General features: G+C 65.1%; 1 pseudogene. It reads right to left on the bottom strand.

Going from position 1 to position 1179, the window contains the following annotated elements:
* Positions 1-244: 244 nt before the first annotated feature.
* A pseudogene (locus H5397_RS17405) lies at positions 245-1127 on the bottom strand (IS5 family transposase).
* Positions 1128-1179: the final 52 nt, after the last annotated feature.

Below are 1179 nucleotides of genomic sequence, written 5' to 3'. Positions count from 1 at the left end.
TGTGGGACAGGTGGGTCGGATCTGATTGGCGGGTGCTGGAATGGTCGCTTTGGAACGTCGTCGGTCGATGCTGTTGGTCGCAGCGATCCTTGCGGTGTGCTTGTCATTCGGGTTCTCGTTCACGGGCACGAACATCGTGTGGTTCTGGGTCGAGGTTCCATGGTTCGCTGCCGCGCTCGTCGCAGCCGGAGCAGTGCTCGCCGCTACCTATCTGGTTCTTCAGCGCCGCTCGAAGCGCCGGCGGTCATAGCGCGGGCGTGCTGATCCAGTGCAAAGTGGCGGCGAGGCAGAGGCCGGCGTGGTAGTTCCGGGCGAGTTTGTCTGAGCGCATCGCGATCCCGCGCCACTGCTTAAGCTTGTTGAAGCACCGCTCGACGACGTTGCGGCCGCGGTAGCGGGCCCGCTGCTGGTCACCGAAGTCGATCGGTCGCCCGCGGCGCTTGCGTCGGTGAGTGATCTGATCGTCCCGCTCGGGGATCGTCGCAGCAATCCCGCGTTCGCGCAGCCAAGCCCGGTTCGCTCTTGACGGGTAGCCCTTGTCCGCGAGCACCCGGTCCGGCCTCGACCTTGGCCTGCCTCTCGCGCCCGGGACGCGGATCTCGCTCAGCGTCGCGGACAGCATGCTTGTGTCCGCAGCTTGCCCGGGCGTGAGGATGAACGCGAGAGCACGCCCCTTCCCGTCACAGACCAGATGATTCTTCGTCGTCAACCCGCCCCGGGAGCGGCCGATCGCATGATCGAGCGGCTCATCACCGAACTTCTTGTAGTTCGACAGAGCCCCCCGTGGTGCGAGGAAGGGTCGCGCCATGCTGGTGCACGCGCACGATCGTGGAATCGATCGATGCGACCCAGTCCAGGTCCCCGGACTGCTGCGCAAACGCCTGCGTCTTCTCCAGCACCTTCGCCCACACGCCCAGCTCGGACCACCGGTTGAAGTTCTTGTAGATCGTGTTCCAGTTCCCGAATCGCTCCGGCACGTCCCTCCACGGAGCCCCGGTCCGGAACCGCCACGCCGTCGCCTCGACCACCGTGCGCCGATCCAAGGGTGGACGGCCCGTCGACTTCGCAGTAGGGAACAGCGGGCCGATCACCGCCCACGCTTCATCCGAGATCACATCACGCGACACACATCCAGAATCTCCCGCAGACACCTCAAAGAGGTTTAGCAACACGGCCTAG

Source organism: Propioniciclava sp. MC1683 (genome assembly GCF_014164675.1).
In the GTDB taxonomy this organism is placed as follows: Bacteria; Actinomycetota; Actinomycetes; order Propionibacteriales; family Propionibacteriaceae; genus Propioniciclava.
The sequence above is the reverse complement of the archived record's forward strand: the minus strand, read 5'-3'. Positions and strand labels throughout refer to the sequence as shown.